17 protein-coding genes are annotated in these 17336 nt (G+C 70.1%); 10 read left to right on the top strand and 7 right to left on the bottom strand.

The window, feature by feature from the left end; genetic code table 11:
* Positions 1-60: 60 nt before the first annotated feature.
* The 6 genes from STSP_RS34365 to STSP_RS34340 all read left to right on the top strand — a co-directional run bounded on the left by STSP_RS34365 (position 61) and on the right by STSP_RS34340 (position 4184).
* Positions 61-504: a cupin domain-containing protein gene (locus tag STSP_RS34365; RefSeq protein ID WP_067284955.1), complete on the top strand. Its 444-nt coding sequence runs from the start codon at positions 61-63 to the stop codon at positions 502-504.
* Positions 501-1769: a beta-ketoacyl-[acyl-carrier-protein] synthase family protein gene (locus STSP_RS34360; protein WP_067284954.1), complete on the top strand. Its 1269-nt coding sequence runs from the start codon at positions 501-503 to the stop codon at positions 1767-1769. The genes STSP_RS34365 and STSP_RS34360 overlap by 4 nt, the downstream gene beginning before the upstream one ends.
* Positions 1766-3016: a ketosynthase chain-length factor gene (locus STSP_RS34355; protein WP_067284953.1), complete on the top strand. Its 1251-nt coding sequence runs from the start codon at positions 1766-1768 to the stop codon at positions 3014-3016. The genes STSP_RS34360 and STSP_RS34355 overlap by 4 nt, the downstream gene beginning before the upstream one ends.
* Positions 3017-3030: 14 nt before the next feature.
* Positions 3031-3288, top strand: a complete 258-nt coding sequence (locus STSP_RS34350; protein WP_067284952.1) for an acyl carrier protein — start codon at positions 3031-3033, stop codon at positions 3286-3288.
* A 1-nt stretch (position 3289) separates the two neighbouring features.
* Complete coding sequence (locus STSP_RS34345; protein ID WP_067284951.1) at positions 3290-3772, top strand: SRPBCC family protein; 483 nt, start codon at positions 3290-3292, stop codon at positions 3770-3772.
* 76 nt (positions 3773-3848) lie between these two features.
* Positions 3849-4184: a TcmI family type II polyketide cyclase gene (locus tag STSP_RS34340; protein ID WP_269801070.1), complete on the top strand. Its 336-nt coding sequence runs from the start codon at positions 3849-3851 to the stop codon at positions 4182-4184.
* A gap of 124 nt (positions 4185-4308) precedes the next feature.
* Here STSP_RS34340 and STSP_RS34335 read toward each other — a convergent pair whose 3' ends face one another.
* The 7 genes from STSP_RS34335 to STSP_RS34305 form a co-directional block, all read right to left on the bottom strand.
* Positions 4309-5355 carry a methyltransferase gene (locus STSP_RS34335; protein WP_067284950.1) on the bottom strand — a complete coding sequence of 349 codons (1047 nt, stop codon included), beginning with the start codon at positions 5353-5355 and terminating at the stop codon, positions 4309-4311.
* A 46-nt stretch (positions 5356-5401) separates the two neighbouring features.
* Positions 5402-6469: a right-handed parallel beta-helix repeat-containing protein gene (locus STSP_RS34330; RefSeq protein ID WP_067284949.1), complete on the bottom strand. Its 1068-nt coding sequence runs from the start codon at positions 6467-6469 to the stop codon at positions 5402-5404.
* 704 nt (positions 6470-7173) lie between these two features.
* The gene (locus tag STSP_RS34325; protein ID WP_067284948.1) at positions 7174-8193 is read right to left on the bottom strand and encodes a Gfo/Idh/MocA family protein; all 1020 of its coding nucleotides are present in this window, start codon (positions 8191-8193) and stop codon (positions 7174-7176) included.
* A gap of 28 nt (positions 8194-8221) precedes the next feature.
* Positions 8222-9142, bottom strand: a complete 921-nt coding sequence (locus tag STSP_RS34320; protein ID WP_067284947.1) for a sugar phosphate isomerase/epimerase family protein — start codon at positions 9140-9142, stop codon at positions 8222-8224.
* A 43-nt stretch (positions 9143-9185) separates the two neighbouring features.
* Positions 9186-10112 carry an ATP-binding cassette domain-containing protein gene (locus tag STSP_RS34315; RefSeq protein ID WP_067284966.1) on the bottom strand — a complete coding sequence of 309 codons (927 nt, stop codon included), beginning with the start codon at positions 10110-10112 and terminating at the stop codon, positions 9186-9188.
* 8 nt (positions 10113-10120) lie between these two features.
* On the bottom strand, positions 10121-11200 hold the full coding sequence (locus STSP_RS34310; protein WP_067284946.1) for an ABC transporter permease: 1080 nt from the start codon (positions 11198-11200) through the stop codon (positions 10121-10123).
* Positions 11200-12219, bottom strand: a complete 1020-nt coding sequence (locus STSP_RS34305; RefSeq protein WP_067284945.1) for a sugar ABC transporter substrate-binding protein — start codon at positions 12217-12219, stop codon at positions 11200-11202. The genes STSP_RS34310 and STSP_RS34305 overlap by 1 nt, the downstream gene beginning before the upstream one ends.
* 294 nt (positions 12220-12513) lie before the next feature.
* Here STSP_RS34305 and iolC point away from each other — a divergent pair, with 294 nt between their 5' ends.
* From iolC to iolD, 4 genes are read left to right on the top strand one after another with little or no spacing between them, the layout of a single operon-like run.
* Positions 12514-13470 carry a 5-dehydro-2-deoxygluconokinase gene (gene iolC / locus STSP_RS34300; protein ID WP_067284944.1) on the top strand — a complete coding sequence of 319 codons (957 nt, stop codon included), beginning with the start codon at positions 12514-12516 and terminating at the stop codon, positions 13468-13470.
* 32 nt (positions 13471-13502) lie between these two features.
* The gene (locus STSP_RS34295; RefSeq protein ID WP_067284943.1) at positions 13503-14381 is read left to right on the top strand and encodes a Cgl0159 family (beta/alpha)8-fold protein; all 879 of its coding nucleotides are present in this window, start codon (positions 13503-13505) and stop codon (positions 14379-14381) included.
* Positions 14382-14438: 57 nt separating this feature from the next.
* Positions 14439-15350 (top strand): 5-deoxy-glucuronate isomerase, encoded by a 912-nt coding sequence (iolB, locus tag STSP_RS34290; RefSeq protein ID WP_067284942.1) that lies wholly within the window; start codon positions 14439-14441, stop codon positions 15348-15350.
* A gap of 7 nt (positions 15351-15357) precedes the next feature.
* The gene (iolD, locus tag STSP_RS34285) at positions 15358-17244 is read left to right on the top strand and encodes a 3D-(3,5/4)-trihydroxycyclohexane-1,2-dione acylhydrolase (decyclizing) (RefSeq protein ID WP_067284941.1); all 1887 of its coding nucleotides are present in this window, start codon (positions 15358-15360) and stop codon (positions 17242-17244) included.
* The last annotated feature ends 92 nt before the right edge of the window (positions 17245-17336 follow it).

Genomic DNA, 17336 nt, shown 5'->3' with positions numbered 1-17336 from the left:
GGCCGTGTCACGGCCGGACGCGCGGACGCCGTCGGCACCCGTCATCTGGAGGAAGCAAACATGACCAAGCACCGCCCACGCATCGTGGACCTCAGCGAGACTCAGCCCAACACCAAGCGCGGAGGTGATCTGCGCGCCATGCTCACGCCCATGGCGGTGGGCGCCAAGAGCGGTTTCATGGGCCTGGCCATCGTCCAGCCCGGCGACCGCATCGGTGAGCACTACCACCCGTACTCGGAGGAATTCGTGTACGTCGTGTGCGGTGCGCTCGAAGTGGACCTCGATGGTGAGACGCATCCGATCAAGCCCGACCAGGCCCTGCTCATTCCCCCCTATATGCGGCACCGGTTCCGCAACGTGGGGGACGAGGAGGCCCGTCTGGTGTTCCATCTGGGACCGCTCGCGCCGCGCCCCGCGCTCGGGCACGTCGACACCGAGGAGACCGACGCCACGGAAGGAGCCGGACAGGCCAGGACGCCTCAGCGAACCGAGGCACTGTCATGACCAGGCGCGTGGCGGTCACCGGTGTCGGCATCGTTGCCCCGGGCGGCGTCGGCGTACCGGCGTTCTGGGATCTCCTCGCCAACGGACGTACCGCGACGCGGGGCATCACGCTCTTCAACCCTGAGGGGCTCCGCTCGCGGATCGCGGCCGAGTGCGACTTCGACCCGGCGGCACACGGGATCGACGTGGCGACGGCGCAACGAGCCGACCGCTACGTCCAGTTCGCCATGGTCGCCGCCCGCGAGGCGGTCCGGGACGCAGGCCTCGACCCGGAGCGGGAGAACCCCTGGCGCATGGGCGTGTCCCTGGGCACCGCGGTCGGTGGCACCACGCGCCTCGAACACGACTATGTCGCGGTGAGCGAGAGAGGCCGTCGGTGGGACGTCGACCACCGTGCGGCCGGTCCCCATCTGCACCGGGCGTTCTCGCCCAGCGCACTCGCCTCCGAGGTGGCCGAGATGTTCGGCGCCCACGGCCCCGTACAGACGGTCTCCACGGGCTGCACCTCGGGCCTCGACGCGATCGGCTACGCGTTCCACACGATCGAGGAGGGCCGCGCCGACGTCGTCATCGCCGGCGCATCCGACTCGCCGATCTCCCCGATCACGATGGCGTGCTTCGACGCGATCAAGGCGACCTCGCCGAACAACGACGACCCGGAGCACGCGTCCCGGCCGTTCGACGCGAACCGCGACGGGTTCGTCATGGGCGAGGGCGGAGCCGTGCTGATCCTCGAAGAGCTGGAACACGCCCGCGCCCGCGGCGCGCACGTGTACAGCGAGATCAGCGGCTACGCCACCTACGGCAACGCGTACCACATGACCGGTCTCACCCGGGAGGGCCTGGAGATGGCCCACGCCATCGACGACGCGCTCGCCCACGCCCGTGTCGACCCCTCCCTGATCGACTACGTGAACGCGCACGGCTCGGGCACCCAGCAGAACGACCGGCACGAGACGGCCGCGGTGAAACGGTCCCTCGGAGCGCACGCCTACGAGGTGCCGATGAGCTCGATCAAGTCCATGGTGGGCCACTCGCTGGGCGCCATCGGGGCGATCGAGGTCGTGGCCTGTGTGCTCGCCCTCGTCCACCAAGTGGTGCCGCCGACGGCCAACTACGAGACGCCCGACCCCGAGTGCGACCTCGACTACGTTCCGCGCACCGCACGCCCGCTCAAGCTCCGCAACGTCCTGTCGGTCGGCAGCGGGTTCGGCGGCTTCCAGTCCGCGGTGCTGCTGACCCGACCCGAAGGGGGGACACGATGAGCTCCAAGCCCGGACGCCAGTCGGTGATCACCGGCATCGGCGTCGTCGCACCCAATGGAACGACCACCGACGCGTTCTGGAAGGCCACTCAGGCCGGCACGAGTGTCCTGGACAAGGTGACCCGTGAGGGGTGCGAGCACCTGCCGCTCCGGGTCGCCGGCGAGGTCCGCGGATTCGAGCCGGCGGACCTGATCGAGGAGACCTACCTCGTCCAGACCGACCGGTTCAGCCACTTCGCGATGGCCGCGGCCGACATGGCCCGGGAGGACGCCAGGCTCGGCCGCGCGGACACCGTCGACGACCCGTTCGCGGTGGGTGTGGTCACCGCGGCCGGTTCCGGTGGCGGCGAGTTCGGCCAGCGCGAGCTGCAGAAGCTGTGGGGACAGGGCTCCCGCTTCGTCGGCCCGTACCAGTCCATCGCGTGGTTCTACGCCGCCAGCACCGGACAGATCTCCATCCGGGGCGGCTTCAAGGGCCCGTGTGGAGTCGTCGCCAGCGACGAGGCCGGCGGCCTCGACGCGCTGGCGCACGCCGCCGGAGCCATCCGGCGCGGCACCGACGCAGTCGTGGTCGGCGCCGCGGAGGCTCCGCTGGCCCCCTATTCGGTCGTCTGCCAACTCGGCTACGAAGAGCTGAGTCCGAGCGACGACCCCGCGCGTGCATACCGTCCCTTCACCACCGGCGCCAGCGGGTTCGTGCCCGCCGAGGGCGGCGCCATGCTCGTGGTGGAGGAAGCGACGGCGGCCCGGGACAGGGACGCCCGGGCGCGCGCGGTCATCGCCGGTCATGCCGCGACCTTCACCGGCGCGTCGCGCTGGGAGCAGTCCCGCGAGGGACTGGCCCAGGCCATCCGCGGCGCGCTGGAGCAGGCGCGGTGCGCGCCCGAGGACATCGACGTGGTGTTCGCGGACGCGCTCGGCGTACCGGAGGCGGATCGCGCGGAGGCGCTGGCGATCGCCGACGCCTTGGGCCCGCATGGCACCCGCGTGCCGGTGACGGCGCCCAAGACCGGAACCGGCCGTGCCTACTGCGGCGCGCCCGTGCTCGACACGGCGGCCGCCGTTCTCGCCATGGAGCACGGCCTCGTCCCGCCCACCCCCAACGTGTTCGAGATCTGCCATGACCTCGATCTGGTGACCTCCCGTGCCCGGCCCGCCGAGCTGCGCACGGCGCTGGTCCTCAGCCGGGGCCTCATGGGCTCGAACGCGGCGCTCGTGCTCCGGCACGGGACCGATGCCCTCTCGTAGAAGGAGAAATCCTCATGAACAGCGAACTGACCGTCCAGGAGCTCACGGCTCTGATGAAGAAGGCGGCCGGCGTCACCGTCGACGCCAAGGACATGGAGCGCCGGCTCGACACCGGCTTCTCCGAGATCGGGCTGGACTCGCTCGGTCTGCTCGGCATCGTCGGCGAGCTGGAGAACAGCCACGGCCGCGCGCTGCCCACCGACGCGGAGCGCTGCAAGACGCCGAGGGAGTTCCTCAACCTCGTCAACAGCAGCCTGATGGCGGGGGCCTGACGTGTCAGGGCACACCGAGAACGAGATCACGATCGCCGCGCCCCTGGACCTCGTCTGGGACATGACCAACGACATCGAGAACTGGCCGCAGCTCTTCAGCGAGTACGCGTCCGTCGAGGTCCTGGAGCGGGAAGGCGACAAGACGACCTTCCGGCTGACCATGCACCCGGATGAGAACGGCAAGGTCTGGAGCTGGGTCTCCGAGCGGGTCGCCGACCGGAACGCCCTGAAGGTCAGGGCCCGCCGGGTCGAGACCGGCCCCTTCGAGTACATGAACATCGAGTGGGTGTACTCGGAGACCCCCGACGGAGTCCGGATGCACTGGACGCAGGACTTCGCGATGAAGCCCGAGGCTCCCGTGGACGACGCCTGGATGACCGACAACATCAACCGCAACTCGGTCGTCCAGATGCAGCTCATCCGGGACAAGATCGAGGAGCGCGCCCACCAGGCGCGCCCGACCGCCTCCGTCACCACCGACTGACCACCTGGTCGCCAGTCGCCCTGCGGACCGCCTTCCGGGCGGTCCGCGCGGCTTGGCGCCGACGAAAGGAACCCCTTTGACACACCAAGCCCTGATCGTGGCCCGGATGGCACCGGGCTCGGCCCCGGACATCGCCAAGGTGTTCGCCGACTCCGACAGCGGCGAGCTGCCGCACCTCGTCGGGGTCACGCGACGCACGCTCTGGCAGTTCGGTGACGTGTATATGCATCTGGTGGAGGCAGACCGGCCGCCCGGCCCGGCGATCGCCAAGGTGGCGGGCCACCCCGCCTTCCGGGACATCAGCGACAGGCTCTCCGCCTATGTGAGCGCGTACGACCCGGAGACCTGGCGCAGCCCCAAGGACGCGATGGCCCAGCAGTTCTACCTCTGGGAACGGGACGGTTCGGCCTGACGGCCCGTACCCGCACGGAAGACACCGTCGCCGGCTCCGCGGAATCTCCGCGGAGCCGGCGACGGTGTTTCGGGCTCGGCCGGTCAGTGGGGCACCAGGACTGCCCACAGGCGGGCAGCGCCGGTCAGCTCGGGACGGTGCATTCGAAGGCGTGCAGATAGGGGTTGACCGGGCGGATCTCACCCACCGTCAGACCGGCCTCCCTGATGCGGGTGACCAGGCTCTCCTGGGTGTGCTTGGCTCCGCCGACGTTGAGGAGCAGCAGCAGGTCCATGGACGTGGTGAACTTCATCGACGGGGTGTCGTCCACGATGTTCTCGATGATCACGACCCTGGCGCCGGGCCGGGCCGCCGCCATGACGTTCCGCAGAGTCCTGCGGGTGCTGTCGTCGTCCCACTCGAGGATGTTCTTGATGATGTAGAGATCGGCCTCGACCGGGATGTCCTCCCGGCAGTCGCCACCGATGATGTCCGCCCGGTCCGCGAGCGCACCGCCCTCGCGCAGCCGCGGATCCGCCTTCTCCACCACGCGCGGCAGATCGAGCAGGGTGCCTCGCATGTGCGGGTACTTCTCGAGGAGCCCGGCCACGACGTGACCCTGGCCGCCGCCGATGTCGGCGACCGTCGACACCCCTGTCATATCGAGCAGTTCCACGAGGTCCCGCGCGGACTGCATGCTGGATGTGGTCATGGCCCGGTTGAACACATGGGCCGATTCGTGCGCGTCCTCGTGCAGGTAGTCGAAGAACCCCTTGCCGAACAGATCGTGGAAGACGCTGCCGCCCGATCTCACCGCCTCGTCGAGCCGCGGCCAGGCGGCCCAGGTCCAGGGTTCCGTGCACCACAGGGAGATGAAGCGCAGGCTGTTCGGGTCGTCGTCGCGCAGCAGCCGTGACATGGGGGTGTGGACGAACCTGCCGTCCTCGGTCTCGGCGAAGATGCCGTAGCACGACACGGCCCGCAGCAGCCGCCTCAGCGGACGGGGTTCGACGCCCAGCGCGGCCGCCAGTTCCTCCGCGGTGGCGGGATCTTCCCCCAGCGCGTCGGCGACGCCGAGCTTGGCGGTCGCGCGTACGGCCGCCGCGCACGCCGCCCCGAAGACGAGCTCCCTCAGCTGCATGGCCGGCTGGGGGGCCGGGGCCGGCTGGGGGCGGAGAGTTACCGTGGTCATTTAGCGCCTCGATTCGCTTGGTTCAGCGGGAGCACCGGCCGGCCGGTCAGCACATGCCCGCGGGTTCGGAGACCTTGCACAGATTGCCGCTGAAGCGGTTGCCGGATCCGGTGGTGTCCCGGTTCGCAAGGTCGGCCGTCGTGTTGCCCAGCACCATGTTGTCGCGGATGACATTGCGCTGGTTGACCGCGCCCACGAAGCTCTTGTAAAGCACGATTCCGCCGGAGAACGTGGACTTGCCCTCGTTGCCGCGGATGACGTTGCCCTCCACGAGCGTGTCCTCGGCGCCGGTGAGAACGATCCCCGAGCCCTGGATGTACGGCAGGCGGGCCGTCTGCGCGCAGTACTTGTTGTTCGAGTAGATCGTATTGCGCCGGATGGCCATGTCCCCGGCCTGCGGCCGCCCTTCGTCGCCGACGACGAACACCCCGTTGCAGTTGCCGGTGACGCTGTTGTTCGCCACGGTGAGGTTCCTCAGGCGCCTGACCGTGACGCCGATGCGGTTGCGCTGCAGGAGGTTGTACCGGACCACGGTCCCCTGCGTGTCCGTGGCTCCCGCCTCGGTGTCGATCGTGTTGGACAGGAACAGGCCCGACTCGGCGTTGTCCCGGGCGGTGTTGCCCCAGAACAGACTCCGCGTCGACCTTTCCTCGGCGATGCCCCACTGGCCGTTCTTCTCGGCGATCACGCCCTGGACGGTCAGCCGGTCGGTCCGCGAGGCCCACAGGGCGTTCTTCTTGAAGCCGGACAGCCGGAGGGAGCGGATGGTGGTGCCCTGGACGGGCTGGGCGTCCGTGCCCAGTACGCACATGCCGTTGCCGGCCGTCGCACAGCGGTTGCCGGCTCCGGCTCCGCTCGCCGGGGGCATGATCACGGTCCGGCTCCCCGCCCCACGGAGCGTCAGCCGGGACTTGGTGATCAGGACGCTTTCACGGTAGGTGCCGGGTGCGATGACAATGGTGTCTCCCGGCTGGGCGGCGTCGACCGCCTGCTGGATCGATTGTCCCGGGAGCACCACGTGACGCGCCGCGGCGGCCGTCGGCGGGGCTGCACCGAGCCCCGACACCGCGACCGCTGCGACGCATCCGAGGTACTTGATCTTTCGAGTCGTCATGAAGGCGAAGCTAGGTTCGTTCACCCCCGCTCGCCACACGGGGTAACCCGTTGACGGCACGGCGGGAGCAAATGGCTGAACCGCCTCCGTGTCTCCCCGGCTGTTCGGGTGTCAGGTCTGTCGGGCGACGGCCCGCCGTCAGGGCTTTGACGGATCGTCGGCGCGTGAGGGCGTACGTCACCTTCGCTGCCGAACCGTGCCGCCGTTGACCGTTCGGGCCGCTGACGGTCCGACAGGGCCCGTGGTCACCGGCGGCCGGCGTCAGGCCTTGCGCCGTCTCCGGTTCCGGCACGGTCACCTCGCCGAAGCCCTCGGGGCCGGTGGCGGCGTGCTCGACGGGCCGGCGCGGGGCCGCGTTAAGCCAGCGCGGGTGGTTGGGCCGTGAACGGCCCGCCGGGGCCGATCGATGGTCGGGTGGTGCGTGCGCGGCGTCCGGCCGGTGGTCGGTTCGCCACCTGCCGGTGGGTGGGTCGGGGCCGCGCCGGGATGTACGTCCTCGGTCTGGCGCCTAGCCGTACGTCGTCGGGCGAGCCCAGACGTCGCGCCAGCCGCTGCGGGCGCACATCCCACCACGTCCCCTTCGGCCGGAGAGCGCCTGCGGGCCGACTGTTGTGGGCAATCGTTCCGCAGGGCGGAACGGGTGGGCACAACACCACGACGGCGGGTGCCCTGGCCCAGTACCCGCACCCCCGGCGGGGGCGGCGTCAGCCGTACAGCGCCGGCCGCTCAACGAGTTGCACCGCCACCCGCCCACCCTCGGTCTGCGAGCGCACCCCGGCCTCGCACACCGCCGCCGCGGCGTACCCGTCCCACGTACTGGGACCGGTGACTTCCCCGCGCCGGGTGGCGTCCACCCACGCCTGCACCTCCCGGTCGTACGCGTCCTCGAAGCGCTCCGTGAAGTCCTGGGCGATGGTGCCACCCCAGCGGCCCGCCATGTTCGTGACCATGGCGTGACCCTCGCCGATCCTGGCCGTGCCGCGCTCGCAGACCACCTCGGCCTGCACCTGGTAGCCGAATCCGCAGTTGACGAAGATCTCGACGTCGACGAGGGCGCCGCCGTCGGTCTCGAAGATGACGAACTGCGGGTCGTCCAGTCCCTCGGGGGCGTTCTCCGAGGAGGTGGGGCGCAGCACGGTGACGGCCGTGATCTCCTGGCCGAGCAGCCAGCGGGTCGCGTCGACCTCGTGCACCACGGAGTCGTTGATGAGATTCGCGCTGGTGAAGCCGGTGGGCGCCGCGGCGTTGCGGTGCCGGTTGTGCAGCATCAGCGGCCGGCCCAGATAGCCGTTGCCGAGCAGCGATTTGAGCTTGACGTACTCGGTGTCGTACCGCCGCATGAAGCCGACCTGGATACGGCGGCGGCCCAGCTTCAGCTCGGCGTCCATGACCCGCAGGGCGGAGGCCGCGTCGGGCGTGAGCGGCTTCTCGCACAGGACGGGAAGGTCGTACTCGAGGGCCGTGAGCAGGGCCGCCTCGTGGGCGGGCCCCGGTGAGGCGATGAGTACGGCGTCGACCCCGTCCGCCGCCATGGCGGCGGACGGGTCGGTGTACGCGGTGCAGCCCTCGATCGCGTTCGCGATCTTCTCGGCCCGCGCCTCGTCGATGTCCACGACAGCGGCCACGCGCGCTCCGCCGGTCACCCCATGGAGGCGGCGCACATGGTCGGCACCCATCTTGCCGGTGCCGATCACAGCGACGCCGAGCGTTCCGCGCTGGGTCATGGCTGTCGTCCCTTCCGGTGCCGGTCCGTCAGGCTCCGCAGGAGCGAAGGAACTTACGGGTGCGCACCGCGATGGGCAGCGGCTTGTCCGGAGGACACGGGTACATGTCCTGCTCGACGATGGCGAAGAGGTCGACCCCCAGGCGCTGCGCCGCGGCCAGCACCGGCTCGAGGGCGGGGACGCCGGCCGGCGGCTCGCACATCACGCCGCGCTGGACGGCCGGACCGAAGGGGACCTCGTTCTTGACGACGTCGGCGAGGATCTCCGGGTCCACCTGCTTGAGGTGCAGATAGCCGATGCGCTCGCCGAAGGTCTCGATGAGCTTGACGCTGTCGCCGCCGCAGTAGGCGTAGTGACCGGTGTCGAGGCAGAGGTTGACCAGGTCGGAGTCGGTCGAGTCGAGGAAGCGCTCGACGTGTGTCTCGGTGTCGATGTGGGTGTCGGCGTGCGGGTGCACGACGATGTCCAGACCGAACCGTTCCCGGACCTCGTGGCCCAGCCGCTCCATCCCCTTCGTCAGGTGCGCCCACTGCTCGCCCGTCAGCTCGGGGGGCTCGATGATCTCGGCGGTCTTGTCGTCCCGCCAGAAGGAGGGGATGACCACGAGGTGCTTCGCGCCCATGGCCTGCGTCAGCTCGGCGACGTCGCTGACGTGCTCCCAGGTGGAGTCCCAGACCCCCGGCCCCCGGTGCAGCGCGGTGAAGACCGTCCCCGCGGAGACCTTCAGGTTGCGCTTGTTCACCTCCTCGGTGAGCCGGGCCGGGTCGGTCGGCAGATAGCCGTACGGACCCAGCTCGATCCACTCGTATCCGGCCTCGGAGACCTCGTCGAGGAACCTCTCCCAGGGCACCTGCTGGGGGTCGTCGGGGAACCAGACGCCCCAGGAGTCCGGGGCGGAGCCCACCCTGATGCGGTCCAGGGGGGCGGGGGCGGAGTTGGCGGCAGTCATCGGGACTGTCCTTTCACCCGGGTGGGCGGGGGAGGGGCGGGGATCAGCGGGTCGCGTCGGAGGCCGAGGAGCCTCCGGCGGCGGGGGTGACCTGGAGGTCGGATTCTTCCGGGAGTTCCTCGACGTCGACGCCCCGGACCTGTGCCAGCTCGTGCTTGAGCGCGGCCAGTTCGGCGCCGCCGGCCATGTGGTTGGTGAGCTCCTCGAGGGTGATCTCGCTCCGGGCCGCGCTGAGTTCGAGGGTGCCCAGGCGCAGTACGGAGAAGTGGTCGCCGACCATGTAGGCGTGGTGCGGGTTGTGGGTGATGAAGATGACGCCGAGGCCGCGGTCGCGGGCGGCGGCGATGTACTTCAGCACCACACCGGACTGCTTGACGCCGAGGGCGGCCGTGGGCTCGTCCAGGATGAGGACGCGGGCGCCGAAGTAGACGGCGCGGGCGATGGCGACGCACTGGCGCTGACCGCCCGACAGCGTGCCGATGGGCTGGTCCAGGTCGTCCAGGACGATGCCCATGTTGCGCAGTTCCTCGTCCGCGGTCTTCTTCATGCGGTCGATGTCGAGGCGGCGCAGGGGCCAGGGGCCCTTGGTCATCTCGGAGCCGAGGAAGAAGTTGCGCCACACCGGCATCAGCGGCACGGTCGCCAGGTCCTGGTAGACGGTGGCGATGCCCTTGTCCAGGGCCTCGCGCGGGGTGCTGAAGCGCACCGGTTCGCCGTCGACGAGGAACTCGCCCTCCGTGTGCTGGTGCAACCCGGAGATGATCTTGATGAGCGTCGACTTGCCGGCGCCGTTGTCGCCCAGGACGCAGGTGACCTGGCTGGGGCGGACGGAGAGGTCGACGCCGTGCAGGGCGCGGATGTTGCCGTAGGACTTGCCGGCGCCGCGCAGTTCGACGACGGGCTTGCCGTCCTGGGGCGCGGTGTCCTTGACGAGTGTGCCGTTGGGCGAGGATCCGTTGGTGGTAGTCATGGGGCAGATCACCTCCGGGTCGCCGTGCGGCGGACCCACAGATTGACGAGGGCGGCGACCAGGAGCATCACGCCGAGGAACGCCTTGAACCAGTCGGGGTTCCAGTTGGCGTAGACGATGCCCTGGGAGACCATGCCGAAGATGAAGGCGCCGATGACCGGGCCGATCGCGGAGCCGTAGCCGCCGGTGAGCAGACAGCCGCCGATGACGGCCGCGATGATGTAGAGGAACTCGTTACCGACGCCCTCGCCGGACTGCACGGTGTTGAACGAGAACAGCAGGTGCATGCCGACGAACCAGGCGCCGGCGCCGACACCCATGAACAGGGCGATCTTGGTGAGGTTCACCGGGACGCCGACCGCGCGGGCGCTGTCCTTGTTGCCGCCGACGGCGAAGATCCAGTTGCCGAACTTGGTGCGCAGCAGCAGCCAGGTGGCGGCCGCGGCGAACACCAGCCAGTAGATGATGGTGATCTTGACGTTCACCCCGCCGACGCTGAACTCGGAGGCGAAGATCGTCTTGGCTTGGTCGAAGCCGTCCATGTCGCTGATCGAGTCGCTGGCGACGTTGCTGGTGAAGATCTTGGTGACGGCCAGGTTGGCGCCCTGTAGGACCAGGAAGGAGCCGAGCGTCACCAGGAAGCTGGGCAGGCCGGTCTTGATCAACAGCCAGCCGTTGAACGCGCCGACGGCGAGGGAGACGACCAGTGCGACGACGACACCCGTCCACACGTTCACCGACAGCTGGAAGCTGAGGATCGCCGCGGTCAGCGCGGAGGTCGTGACCGCGACACCGGCGGACAGGTCGAACTCGCCGCCGATCATCAGCAGGGCCACCGGCAGCGCCATGATGCCCATCACCGAGGCCTGGTAGAGCACGGTGGACAGGGCGCTCGCCTCGCGGAAGGCGGGGGCGGCCGCGAAGAAGAAGACGTACACGCCGACGGCCGCGATCAGCGCGCCGACCTCGGGGCGGGCGAGCAGCCTGCGTCCCAGGGACCGCTGGGCGGTGCGGCCGTCCCTTTGGGCGGCCGGCGAGGCCGGCGACGAGGGGCTCGTCGCCGGTGCCGTTGCTTGGGTCACGGTCATCACCGAGTGCCCTTCGCGGCGAACTTGGCGATGGTGTCGACGTTGCTGCTGTCGACGAACGCCGGACCGGTGAGCACCGGCTGCTCACCGCCGCCGCTGTAGTTGCCGTTGTTCTTGTAGAGCCACAGGGAGTCGACCGCGAGGTACCCCTGCAGGTAGGGCTGCTGGTCGACGGCGAACTGGATGTCGCCCTTCTTGATGGCGCTGGTCAGGTCCTTGTTGAGGTCGAAGGTCGCGATCTTCGCCTTGCTGCCCGCGTCGCTCACCGACTGCACCGCGGTCAGGGCGTACGGGGCGCCGAGCGCGACCACGTAGTCGATGGAGCTGTCCTGCTTGAGCTTGGCGGTGATCGTCGACTTCACCGACGGCATGTCGGTGCCGTTGACGTAGAGGGTCTCCGTCGTGCCGTCGAACGTCTTCTTCACACCGGCGCAGCGCTGGGTGAGGCCGACGTTCCCCTGCTCCTGGATCACGCAGACGGCCTTCTTGGCGCCGACCTCGTTCAGCTTCTTGCCGAACGCCTCACCCGCGACGGTCTCGTCCTGACCGAAGAACTCCAGCATGCCGAGCTTCTTCCAGTCGCTCAGGCCGGAGTTGAGGCCGACCACGGGTATGCCCGCCTTCTCGGCCTTGGCCACGACGTCCTTCATGGCGTCCGGCTTCGCGAGGGTGACGGCGATGCCGTCGACCTTCTGGTCGATCGCGTTCTGGACCAGGTTGGCCTGGTTGCCCGCGTTCGGATCGCTGGAGTAGACCAGCTTGATGTTGTCCTTGGCTGCGGCGGCCTGCGCCCCCTTGCGGACGATGTCCCAGAACGTGTCGCCGGGGGCCTGGTGCGTGACCAGCGCGACCGTCATACGGGGAGTGCTGGCCTTGCCTGCCGAGGTGGTCCCGCTGTCCTCCTCGGCCTGCTTGCCGCCGGAGCTGCTGGAGCACCCTGCGGCGAGGAGTGCTGCAGCCGCGGTGGCGGCGGCGATCGCGGCGTATCTGCGGGGACGGCGGCGGGACGTGCGGTCCATCTTCCGGCACCTCACTGTGTGACAGAGGGGTAGGGGGGTAGCGGCCGGGCTGGGAGCCCGGGTCGTTCGTGCCGATGACGCGGCTCTTTCGTTGGGACGGGATACAAGCCCGTGGTGTGCCCCACTGTCAATACTTTGTTAAGACATCATTTCACGTTCAGGTTCGAATGTCAGAACAAACTATTGACACCTGCTCGCTGTGGGTCCTACACCTATGAGACGCCAGGGGCTACGCCCCGGCGCAGTGCCGGGTTGCCCCGGACGCCCGTAACCCCCCTCCTAGGAGCGTCGCGCATGGCTGAATCGTTCGAGCCGTTTGATCTGATCACCATGGGGCGAATCGGCGTTGATATCTACCCCCTTCAGACGGGTGTTCCCCTGCCAGAAGTTGAGACCTTCGGAAAGTTTCTCGGAGGATCGGCGACCAACGTGGCGGTGGCCGCCGCGCGGCGGGGCCGCTCCGCCGCGGTGATCAGCCGAACCGGCCGGGACCCCTTCGGCACCTACGTCCACAAGGCGCTCAAGGAGTTCGGCGTCGACGACCGCTGGGTCACCCCGGTCGACGACTATCCGACCCCGGTCACCTTCTGCGAGATCTTTCCGCCGGACGACTTCCCGCTGTACTTCTACCGGCAGCCCAAGGCCCCCGACCTGGAGATCAGGACAGAGGAGCTCGACCTCGGCGCCGTCCGCGCCGCCCGGATCTTCTGGATCACCGGCACCGGACTGAGCGAGGAACCCAGCCGCTCCGCGCATTTCGCCGCACTCGAGGCCCGCGCCAAGGCCGACATCACCGTCTTTGACCTCGACTGGCGTCCGATGTTCTGGCGCAACCCGGACGAGGCCCGCGCCCACTACGCCGAGGCGCTGCGCCACGTCACCGTCGCCGTCGGCAACCTCGACGAGTGCGAGGTCGCCACCGGCGTACGCGAACCCCGCGCCTGCGCCCAGGCGTTGCTGGACGCCGGCGTGGAACTCGCCGTCGTCAAGCAGGGCCCCAAGGGCGTGCTCGCCGTGCACCGCGACGGCACCACGGCCGAGGTCCCGCCCGTGCCCGTCGAGGTCGTCAACGGCCTCGGCGCGGGCGACGCCTTCGGCGGTTCTCTCTGCCACGGCCTGCTCGCCGGCTGGGAACTGGAGAAGGTGATGCGCCACGCCAACGCCGCCGGCGCCATCGTCGCGTCCCGCCTCGCCTGCTCCTCCGCGATGCCGACCTCCGAAGAGGTCGAGCAGCTCCTCGCGCGCGGCTGACCTCCACCGATACTGAAGAAAGGGAGCATCCCTTGGCCATCAGCATCCCCGACATCGTCTCGGTGCGGGCCCGGCAGCCCGAAACCATCGCCGAAGCGGCAGCCCATCGCACCCGCCGCCCCCTGATCGGCGAGAGCGGACGCCTCATGATCGTGGCCGCCGACCATCCGGCGCGCGGCGCGCTCGGCGTCGGCGACCGGCGCCTGGCCATGGCCAACCGGGCCGACCTCCTCGAACGGCTGTGCATCGCGCTGTCGCGGCCCGGCGTGGACGGCGTCCTCGCCACCGCCGACATCCTGGAGGACCTGCTGCTCCTCGGCGTCCTGGACAACAAGATCGTCATGGGTTCGCTGAACCGCGGCGGTCTCGCCGGCGCCTCCTTCGAGATGGACGACCGCTTCACGGGGCACCGGCCCCAGGACATCCAGCGGCTCCGCTTCGACGCCGGAAAGCTGCTGCTGCGCATCGACTACGACGACCCGGGCTCCCTCACCACGCTGCAGTCCACGGCCCGCGCCATAGACGACATGGCCGCGCTGCGGCTCCCGGTCTTCGTCGAGCCGTTCATCTCGCGCCGCGTCGACGGAGCCGTACGCAACGATCTGAGCGCCGAGGCCGTCACCCGGTCCATCGCCATCGCCTCGGGCCTGGCCGGCACATCCGCGTACACCTGGCTGAAACTGCCCGTCACCGAGAACCCCGACGACATGGCCCAGGTCCTCGAGACCTCCACCCTGCCCGTCGTGCTGCTCGGCGGCGAGGTGGGCAGGGACCAGGAGAGCGCGTACGAGAAGTGGCGCAAGGCGCTGCGGCAGCCCACCGTCCAGGGGCTGGTCGTCGGCCGGTCGCTGCTCTACCCCGCCGAAGGCAGTGTGGAGACCGCGGTGGACACCGCCGTCGGCCTGCTGTGAACCGATGCCCGTCGTGACCGCATCACCCGTTGTGACCGCACCTGGAGGAGCCACACCATGACCGCCGCGCAGCACCGGCAGTACCACCTGCCCACGGGGAAGGCCTCGGGCGGCCCGTACGCCGTGGACATCAGTCCCGAGACGGCCGGCTGGGGCTACTCCAGCCTGCGCGTGCTCGAACTCCCGCCGGGCGGGCGGCACACGTTCGACACTGGTGACAGCGAGTGGATCGTGCTTCCGCTGTCCGGTTCGTGCACGGTCGAGGTGGACGGCCGCACCTTCGAACTGGCCGGCCGTGAGAGCGTTTTCAGCGGCGTCAGCGACTTCGCGTACGCCCCGATCGAGGCAGAGGTGTCGCTCGCGTCCCGCGACGGCGGGCGGTTCGCCCTGACCGGCGCCCGCTGCACCCGCCGTCTGCCCGCCCGCTACGGCCCGGCCTCCGCCGTGCCCGTCGAGCTGCGCGGCACTGGTAACTGCAGCCGCCAGGTCAACAACTTCGGTGCCGCGGGTGTCTTCGAGTGCGACAAGCTGATCGCCGTGGAGGTGATCACGCCGGGCGGCAACTGGTCCTCCTTCCCGCCGCACAAGCACGACGAGCACCGCCCGGGCGAGGAGTCCGAGCTCGAGGAGATCTACTACTTCGAGATCGCCGGCCACGACGGCACCCCCGGCCTCGGCTACCAGCGCGTCTCCCCGTCCGGCCGCGGCCAGAACACCGATGTGCTGGCCGAGGTGCGCGGCGGCGACGTCGTCCTCATCCCCGACGGCTGGCACGGCCCCTCGATGGCCGTGCCCGGTCACGACATGTACTACCTCAACGTCATGGCGGGCCCCGGCGCCGAGCGCGACTGGCTGATCTGCGACCACCCCGACCACGCCTGGATCCGCGGCAGCTGGGAGGACCAGCCCGTCGATCCGCGCCTGCCCCTCTACTCCGCCCCGTCCCCCGTTCGTTCAGAGAGCCAGTGAGGTCCCGATGAGCCACCCGAGCCAGCCAGTGTGTCGCCTGACAGTTGCCCAGGCGCTGGTGCGGTTCCTGTCCGCGCAGTACACCGAGCGCGACGGCGTCCGGCGCCGGCTGATCGCCGGCACCTGGGGGATCTTCGGCCACGGCAACGTCGCCGGGCTCGGCCAGGCGCTCCTCGAGGCCGGCGAGGAGGCCATGCCGTTCCACCAGGGCCGCAACGAGCAGTCCATGGTGCACGCCGCCGTCGGCTACGCCCGCCAGCTCAACCGGCTCTCCGCCCAGGCCGTCACCACCTCCATCGGCCCCGGTGCCACCAACCTGGTCACGGGTGCCGCCCTCGCCACCGTCAACCGCCTCCCGGTCTTGCTGCTGCCCGGGGACTACTTCGCCACGCGCACCGCGGACCCGCTGCTCCAGCAGCTCGAGCACCCCGTGTCGGCGGACGTCTCGGTCAACGACACGCTGCGGCCGGTCTCCCGCTACTTCGACCGGATCAACCGGCCCGAGGCGCTGATCCCGTCCGCGCTGAACGCCATGCGGGTGCTCGCCGACCCGGCCGAGACCGGCGCCGTGACGCTCGCCCTGCCGCAGGACGTCCAGGCCGAGGCCTGGGACTGGCCCGAGGAGTTCTTCGCCGAGCGCGTGTGGCACGTACGCCGCCCGGCGCCGGAGCCCGCGGAGATCGCCGCCGCGGCCGCGCTCGTACAGGGCGCTCGGCGCCCGTTGATCGTCGCGGGCGGTGGCGTCCACCACAGCGAGGCCGAGGACGCACTGAAGGCGCTGGTGGACGCCACCGGCATCCCCGTCGCCTCCACCCAGGCAGGCAAGGGATCGCTGCGCCACGACCACCCCGTTGACCTCGGCGGCATCGGCCACACCGGCACCGCGGTCTGCGACGACATCGCCCGCACCGCCGACCTCGTCATCGGCGTCGGCACCCGCTACACCGACTTCACCACCGCGTCGTCGACGCTCTTCGCCGAGCCGGGCGTGCGCTTCCTCAACCTCAACATCACCTCCTTCGACGCCCACAAACTGGCCGCGACGACCGTCGTCGCCGATGCCCGCGCCGCACTGGAAGCGCTCACCGAGGCGCTCGCCGGATACCGCGTGGACGCGTCGTACGAGGCCGAGTACGCCGCGGGCAAGGAGCGCTGGGAGCGCGTCGTGGACACCGCCTACCGGGCCGACGACGACAGCGCCGTCCCCACCCAGACCCAGGTGCTCGGCGTCCTCGACTCTGTGGTCGGCGACGAGGACGTGGTGATCAACGCCGCCGGATCGCTCCCGGGCGACCTGCACAAGCTGTGGCGCGCCCGCTCGCCCCGCCAGTACCACCTGGAGTACGGCTACTCCTGCATGGGCTACGAGATCCCCGGCGGCATCGGCGTCCAGCTCGCCGCACCGGACACCCCGGTCTGGTCGCTGGTCGGCGACGGCACGTACCTGATGATGCCCACCGAGATCGTCACGGCCGTGCAGGAGGGCCTGCCGGTCAACATGGTCCTCATCCAGAACCATGGCTACGCCTCCATCGGCGGACTGTCCGAGCAGACCGGCGGCGAGCGCTTCGCCACCGCCTACCGCTACCGCGCCGCCGACGGCACGTTCACCGGTGACCCGCTGCCCGTCGACCTCGCCGCCAACGCCGCCAGCCTCGGCATGGACGTCATCCGCGCCAAGACGGTGGGCGAGCTGCGCGACGCGCTGACGGCGGCCCGGGCCTCGGACCGGCCGACCTGTGTGTACGTCGAGACCGACACCACCAACCCGAACGCGCCCGGCGCCGAGGCGTGGTGGGACGTGCCGGTCGCCGAGGTCGCGTCGCGCGAGGCGGCCGTCGAGGCCCGCAAGACCTACGACCACCACGCCGCCGACATCCGCCGCCACCTCTAGCTCCGCAGGCTGTGCCGATGTGCGGCTCCGCCGCGGGGCCGCGATGTGCCGTCGGTTCGCTGCGGCGCCGTCGTGGCTGGTCGCGCCGTTCC

Source organism: Streptomyces jeddahensis, assembly GCF_001642995.1.
GTDB classification, from domain to species: domain Bacteria; phylum Actinomycetota; class Actinomycetes; order Streptomycetales; family Streptomycetaceae; genus Streptomyces; species Streptomyces jeddahensis.
The sequence above is the reverse complement of the archived record's forward strand: the minus strand, read 5'-3'. Positions and strand labels throughout refer to the sequence as shown.